Here is a 7367-nt window from a genome sequence, read left to right as displayed (position 1 = left end):
CGTCCGGTGCCCGCACCCGCCACACCGGGCCGCATACTGCTACGCCTCCACGACCACCGGACGGATCGGCGGCAGCTCGATCACCTGGCTCCGCCCCACCCGACGCTGCCCCGCCTCGGGCAACACCTCGCCGCAGCCTGCACAGGCCGTCGGCCGACAGCGCACGATCACGTCCGGCGCCTGCCGCCGACGACTGATCCCGTCGTGCCCGCGCAGCCGCTTCCGCGCCCGGCGCTCCGCCCGATTCGCCTTGAACTCGACCGACGGCGGCACCGACGAGTTGCCCGGCGTCTTCGGCGGCTGCCCCTGCTGCCGCTTCAACTCCGCGACCTCCGCCGCGAGCGTGATCACCAGCTCGATCAACTGCTCCCGGCTCAGTTCCGCCAGCGCATCCCGTTCCATGAGGCCATCAGCTTAACGAAACGCACCCTCGCGGTCCACTCTGCCGATCATGCTCAGGTGAGCAGATACGCATGATCAAGACTGCGCGAATACAGCATGGTCCGCCCCATCGAGACAGTGTGGGCAGACTGGATGACTGCCGTCCTTGTCGCGTTCAACCATTGCGAGGATCTGCGGAATAGCGGCGCCCTGCTTGGCGGCCTCGGGTGAGGGCGAACGCCCTGACCCCGTCCCAGGGCATGCCAGCGTCAGGATTCGCCTCGTCGTCAGCGATCCGCCGCTCCAGCTCCAGCTCTTGCGCGCCGGTCAGCGGCCAACGCTCGGAATTGATCGCGGCCTCGGAATGGGCTTGCCATGCACTGCGGTCCATGTCGCAAGCATAGCACCGTGTGACCAGTAGACGGACGCCTGACGAGACAAGCGCGCAACGGATCAACGGTATACTCACGGCGGTGTCATGACCATCTGCGGCAGGATGATGGCCCGTGGTGTTCTCCTCGTCGCGGTCGCACATCTGGGACTTCTGCCTCGCGCCGCGTGCGCCCGGTAGCCGCGAGCCGTACACCCTCCTCGCGCTGACCGAGCACCGCCACAGCCCGCCGTCGCAGCCGCTCGGAAGAGCCGCCCCGTTCAGCGAGATCGTGCGCGTGATCTCGGACGACCTCACGTCCTGGCGACGCCAGCAAGTCGCCTTCTGGACCGGCCCGCGAGGCGCCTGGGACGACACCGCCGTCTGGCCCGGCTGCATCGTCCAGCATCAGGGCGTCTACCACCTCTTCTCCACCGGCAGCACGCGCACCGCCGAAGGACCGCGCCAGGGTGCCGCCCTCGACCTCCAGATCGGGCTGGCAACCTCCCCGGATCTGGTGACCTGGACCCGCTACCCCGGGAATCCGGTCCTCGATACCGTCACCATCCCGGCCGGCACAGCCCACCCGGAGATCATGGCCGGACAGCCCGGCTGGCACCTCCGGCAGCAGCACAGCGACCCGTGGATCGTGCCCGCCCCCGAGGAGGCCGCGTTCTACGCATTCTTCGTGGCCGGCGCGGAGGCCGACGCCGGCACGTCAAGCGGCGTCGTCGGCTGCGCCCGCTCCACCGACTTGCTCTCGTGGGAGCGCCTCGGCCCGGTCACCGCGCCCGGCCTCGCCGGCGACCTCCGCGCACTGCAAGTGTTCCCGTTAGACGGGCGCTACTACCTGCTCTACTCCACAACTGGCGCGGATACCCCGGTGCCCCCGGACCACCGGCCGAATGGCGACTGGCAGGGCACCGGCTACCTCGTCGCAGACCACCTGACCGGCCCGTACCAGGAGACGGATCGCGCGCCGCTGCTGCCGGCGCCGTACACCGGCGCCCGGATCGTGCTGGCCCCGGACGGCGCACCGGTCGTCCTCGCCACGCGCAGCCGGGACGACGCCGGCCGCCCTCTCGGCGTCATCTCCGATCCGGCCCCGTTGACGGTGCTCGGCGACGGCCGGCTCCGCGTCGAGGCCGCGCGCCTCTGGACGCCCGGCTGGCGACTCCCCAACGACCTGGAGAGGGTGCCGCCGGCCCTGGTCGAACGCGGCCTGCTGCACGGCCTCGTCTCGCTCGATTGGGCGCGGACGCTCGCGGAAGCGGCCGGCGTCCACCCCACCTACAACCGGGCCGCAATCCCGCGCATCGAGTACCTCGCCGCCATCCTCCAGGGCGCCGTCGCGCTGCCGCCGAGCAGCCGCGAGATCGTGGAGCAGGAAGCGCTCGACCTGGCCCTGAACGGCATCAAGTTCGTCGACGGCTCGCCGCCCCGGCCCGACTTCCGCTCGTTGCTGGTGTTGCTGCCGGCCCTGGGGACCGTCCGGCGAGATCAGGCGCGGGCGACGGCCCTGAGGCTGGCGCTGGCCGAGCCCCGCCGCAAGGCCGAGAGGCTGGCCGACCTGGCGCCGCACCTGACCTGGGACGCATGCGAGCAGGCGCTCGGCCTCCCGCCAGAGCCGCCCAGAACCAGCAGCTCGCCCACATCGCAGCCAGCAGGGTCGCCCGCCGACCAGATGGCCGCCCACGCCCAACAGCTCGCTCAGGCGCTCGTGGACGAGCTGCGCGGCGCCCCGGCGGCTGCGCCGGTCGAGTCAGAGCAAGAACTTGTCGCCGCATGGCACGACGACCCCGACCTCGACATCGAGTACCACCAGTTTGCCGAGGTCATGGTGCTGATCCCGCACCTGCACCCCCGCAGCCGCGCCGCCGCCATCGAGCTTGCGCTGGAGCGCGCTGGCCACGTCGCGCACGACTCCGAGATGGGCGGCCGAGACCTGTCGTTGCGCGCCACTGCCCTACGGGAGATCGCCCCGTGGTTGACCTCCCCGAACCAGCGCGCGACGGCCCGTGCCATCACTCAAGCCAGCCAACTGCAAGCGCCGGTCGCCCTCGGGTGGCCCGTCGAGCAGGCGCGACAGCAACAGGAGCTGGTCTTCCGCGATGCCTTCTTGGGGCAGCCGCCCGCCCGACGCTGGGCGAGCCTCGACGCCGTCACCATCGGCGAGGTGCTGACGGAGCTGCCGCCGCAGCACCGGGCCGCGCTGATCGACGAGGCGCTCGACGCCCTCTGGTACCAGCTGCCGGGCCTCGACCGCGACGCCTTCGTCAGCAGCGGCCTGCGCGCCGCCGCACGCTTCCTGACCCGCGATCAGGTCGCCGCGAGCCTCCAGCGGTTCGGCCTCTCGCCGCGCGACCTCACCGCCGACCGGCGCGTCGGCACCGACATCGGCGCGCTGTTGCGCTGGCTCACCGACGACCGGCAGCGCACGCTGCGATTGGCCCTGGTGGGGCAGGCGCTCGGCTACGCGCAGACGCTCCGTCCGTCCGCCGCGTATGACCAGGACGAACGGCAGAGCGAGGCCGCTATCCAGGTCTGGCTCGCGGCGCCGGACGAGCCGCGCAGCCGGTGGCTGATCGAACAGGCGCTCGAACGCCACTGGGCGGCCGAGCTGCACACCAACCCGTCAGGTCCGATCTGGATCTGCGAGGTGTTGTACGCCGTCCAGGAGGTTTCGGCCGCCGCGCTGCCTGACGGACTGGCGCGGGCGGCCAGCCGGGCAGCCGGCATGGCCGGCGTGATCTCTTCCCGACGCGCTCAACCCGACGCCTGGCGTGATTCCCGACGGCAGGCGATCGCCAGCAACGACTGCATCAGGGCCGCGCGGCGCTGGCAGGCCGACGCGATCCTGGCGCTGCTGGGCGGCGAGCAGGTGCCGTCGCTCGCGCCCGTGCCCGATCCGCCGGCCCGACCGGACGATGAGGTCGCCGAACGGTACCGGCTGCTCGCCTTCGACCCGTGGACGCCGCCGCACCGAGAAGAGATCGGCAGGCTCGTTCACGCCCTGGACGACGCCGAACAGCGCGCATTCCGCCGGCACGTCCTCGGCGCCGCCCTCGACTTCCTGGAGCCGCTGCTGCCGTCGCCGTCCGACGACCACGGCGAACGATCCGTGTATCAGGTCGTGCGCGCGGCCGTCGAGCGCCCGCCTGCCGACAACCTGGCCACGACCTGGGCGCCCCTCGGCCACCACGACGCGCTCCAAGCCGCCATTGAGGCCGTACTCGCCCCCAGTGAAGCTCTGCCCGCTGCGATCCTCCGTACCCTCGAAGCCGCCGTCAGCGCCAGGACGTGGGATCGGCACTACGGCGTCGCGTGGTGGCTGGTCCACAGCCGCAACCGGCCCGGCGGCTCAGCCGAGGGCGCCGGTGCGGTCGGCATAGCCGCTGCCCGCCGACTCAATGCTGCGCCGCCCTTCCCAGACCCGCTGCACCCGTCGCACGCGCTGCGCCTGCGCTGCGCGGCGGTACTTCACGCCGTATGGTACGTGGAACGATGCCTCCCGCCGCCCGAGGCCGACTATGGGCACCGCGCCTGCCTGGAGGCCGCCCTACGCTGGGCCGCCCGCCCAAACGACGAGGACGCGCAACTCGGGGCAGCCGCGGCGGAGACCGGCGGACCGCCGCCGGGCGTTGACCGCTACGCGCGCGACGCCTGGCTGGCGGCGCAGGCGCTCGGCCGGTCGCTGGCCGAGACTCCCCCGCGCCAATCGCTGCTCGTAACACACCCGGCGATCCCTTTCGCCAACGCCGTTATCGAGCGGCCGGAGCGCTCGCCTGACGCCAACGTAGACGCCGCGAACGCCATCGCTGGCGAGTACCGCACGGCCGTCGCCTGGAGCGTCTGGCACGGGCGGGCGATTCCGCCGTTCCGGGGGCCGGACCTGATCTACCAGCCGTACGGCCTGGACGGGCTGCTCCGCGCGATGCGGCCGTACCAGCTCGCCGAGCTCGACCGGTCCATCGTCAAGCGGATGGCGGCCACACTCGAAGCGCTCGTCGACCCTCGCCTGCACCCGCCGGAGCGGATCGGCCACACCCGCGCGATGCTGCGCGGCCTCCAGATGTGGGCCGACAATCCGAGCGACGAGACCAGCGCGGCGGCCTGGGCACCGTACGAGGCGCTCGCGACACTCGCCCGCCACGCCACCAGCGCGGTCGCCCCGGAGATCGAGACGGCGCGTCAGGTCTTTACCAGCACGGCGCGGGCGCGCGTGCAGCCAACGCCGGCACTCCGCTGGCATGATGCCCGTTACGACGCCGGACAGGCCGTACGCGCCGTCGAGCAGGCTGCGCGCGAGCCGATCCGCCAGTGGCTCGCGGACACCGTCTTCGCGATCCTCAAGGGCTCAGCCCCGCCGCCCCTACCGCTGTAGTATCTGCTCACGTAGGCATGCCGGCAGCACGCACTGGTGACGGTCCGGCGGCGGAGCGGAGGCCTGGAAGAGGTTCTGGCCGCGCTTACGGGCGGTGGTCAGCAGCGAGGTGAGGATGGCCGAGACGTCGGCGCCGAGTTGGGAGCGGAAGCCACCGGTGACCTAGCGGTGGATGACGGAGGGGCGGAGATCCTGCTCGGAGGCGTTGTTGGTGGGCGGGACATCCGGGCGATCGAAGAAGACGAACAGGCTGGTGCGGTGCTCCTGATAGCGAGCCTGCAAGCGGCGGGCGGTGGCGGTGTCGGGCTGGTCTGGGAGGAAGGCCCGGAAGACGCTGCGATCGACGGCGTTCTCGATGCGGCGCCGCCGTCGGGTGAACGAGTCGGGCGTCAGGGTGTCGCGGATGCCGTGCAGGTGGATGGCCCGGCCGAACAGGTCCCGGCAGACCTCGCCCAGCCGCGCGTAGCCGACGTGGTGTCGCTCATGGAAGTACGCCAGGAGTGCCCCGACCCGCAGCCCGAACGTCTGGGTCGGCTCCAGCCCGGCCGGATACGTGCCCTTGGTCTGCTGCCCACACCCCGCACACGACGCGGCATACTGCCACGCCTCCACGACCACCGGACGGATCGGCGGCAGCTCGATCACCTGGCTCCGCCCCACCCGACGCTGCCCCGCCTCGGGCAACACCGCGCCACGGCCCACGCAGGCCGTCGGCCGACAGCGCACGATCATGTCCGGCGCCTGCCGCCGACGGCTGATCCCGTCGCGCCCGCGCCGCCGCGTCCGACGCTCCGCCCGATTCGCCTTGAAGCCCACCGATGGCGGCACCGACGAGTTGCCCGGCGTCTTCGGCGGCTGCCCCCGCTGCCGCTTCAACTCCGCGACCTCCGCCGCGAGCGTGATCACCAGCTCAATCAACTGCTCCCGGCTCAGTTCCGCCAGCGCATCTCGTTCCATGAGGCCATCAGCTTAACGAAATGCGCCCCCGCGTTCCAGTCTGCCGATCATGGGCAGGTGAGCAGATACGGCGTTCCTTCGCCGCGCCAAGGCCCGAACCGACGACGACCTCCGCACCGCCACCTGGATCGCCTTCGACTCCATCACTGCCTCCGACGCCGCTGGCTGGTTCTCATACCAAGCCCGGGTAGCCGTGTCGTGAATCTTGGGCGAGTCTGGCCCTCCTGGCAGGCGCACCTTCTGGAGCCGAAGTCGGCGTCTCCAAGAAACACGGCAGCACCAGACGGGATTGGTATCACACGCCGGCTACCGCTCCAGTGATCGACCCTCATGAAATCCGCTGTATCAGGAGTTTGCAGGGTTCGCGTCATCTTAAATCATGCGCTGCTGAAGATGAGTACATCGACGATTCGAACGACGCTCGGCAACTTCTTTCATATAGCTCTCTAATTCTGACGGATCTGATAGACCTAGGTTTCGAGCAATAGATTCCAGTGTAGGTCTCTCCTTCCTTGGGTCCCACTCCATATCAGTGAGTTCTGGATGTCGAATGAAGAAATCCTTCCTGATCTGCTGATGCTCTTGAGAACTAATTAGTCCTATATTTTCTGCAAATATTGCACTTATATTTGCATCTCTCATTAGTCTTCGTATGTACTCGTCGCGGGATATCGCATTAGCTTTATCAATTATTCCACTATTAATTACATGTAGTGGCAAGTTTCCAAGATCGAAGGCATCCTCATACGCACGGTAGATTCTTCTAAGAGCTTCCTGATGCATCAAACTGAGACGGTTATCCGTTTCCGACTGACGGGATGGTACTGCAGTCTGGTCGTCTTGAATCTGGTCCATACCAAACCTCCTCCCATTCTTGCTCATGTCCTGGCAACTCTCTCCGCCAAGGGGGATTCCAGAAACACCCGCCTGTTGCATGGCATCGAGCATTCCCGTTTTCGCAGTCCGACCCACCGACCCCGCCAGATCGTCCATGATATATCAACCATTCCGCATAACAGTATTGCAGCTCCTCATTACAGGCAGCTTGGCATGACTCAGGGCAGGCAACCTCGCGCGGGCGACCGTCGTCTGAATAGGTGCACCAAATGTAACTAGGACATGTTAAGCACGGCTTTACTACACTGCACCTACAGCGCCTTGCCTGAAAGGTGATCGTTTCGTCAAACTGGGGGCATGAAGGCCTATTCGCGGGATTTGCGGCTCCGGGCGCTCGATGCGCTGGATCTGGGGACGCCCCGACCGGAGGTGATCCGG

At 68.8% G+C, this 7367-nt stretch carries 4 protein-coding genes; 1 reads left to right on the top strand and 3 read right to left on the bottom strand.

All coding sequences use genetic code 11. The annotated features are described in order from the left end of the window. Positions 1 to 39: 39 nt before the first annotated feature. Positions 40 to 402 carry a hypothetical protein gene (locus IT306_25760; GenBank protein ID MCC7371850.1) on the bottom strand — a complete coding sequence of 121 codons (363 nt, stop codon included), beginning with the start codon at positions 400 to 402 and terminating at the stop codon, positions 40 to 42. Positions 403 to 887: 485 nt separating this feature from the next. On the opposite strand from IT306_25760, the gene IT306_25755 reads away from it, so the two are divergent. Then, complete coding sequence (locus IT306_25755) at positions 888 to 5135, top strand: hypothetical protein (GenBank protein ID MCC7371849.1); 4248 nt, start codon at positions 888 to 890, stop codon at positions 5133 to 5135. Positions 5136 to 5297: 162 nt separating this feature from the next. Here IT306_25755 and IT306_25750 read toward each other — a convergent pair whose 3' ends face one another. Continuing rightward, on the bottom strand, positions 5298 to 6092 hold the full coding sequence (locus IT306_25750) for a transposase (GenBank protein MCC7371848.1): 795 nt from the start codon (positions 6090 to 6092) through the stop codon (positions 5298 to 5300). 372 nt (positions 6093 to 6464) lie between these two features. Continuing rightward, on the bottom strand, positions 6465 to 7085 hold the full coding sequence (locus tag IT306_25745) for a hypothetical protein (protein ID MCC7371847.1): 621 nt from the start codon (positions 7083 to 7085) through the stop codon (positions 6465 to 6467). Between the last annotated feature and the right edge of the window lie 282 nt (positions 7086 to 7367).

This window comes from Chloroflexota bacterium (assembly GCA_020850535.1).
Lineage (GTDB): Bacteria > Chloroflexota > UBA6077 > UBA6077 > JACCZL01 > JADZEM01.
The sequence above is the reverse complement of the archived record's forward strand: the minus strand, read 5'-3'. Positions and strand labels throughout refer to the sequence as shown.

Excerpts from the sequence above, each read along its gene's own strand:
- IT306_25760 (MCC7371850.1), bottom strand. The coding sequence starts at position 402 with ATGGAACGGGATGCGCTGGCGGAACTGAGCCGGGAGCAGTTGATCGAG.
- IT306_25750 (MCC7371848.1), bottom strand. The coding sequence starts at position 6,092 with ATGGAACGAGATGCGCTGGCGGAACTGAGCCGGGAGCAGTTGATTGAG.
- IT306_25745 (MCC7371847.1), bottom strand. The coding sequence starts at position 7,085 with ATGGACGATCTGGCGGGGTCGGTGGGTCGGACTGCGAAAACGGGAATG.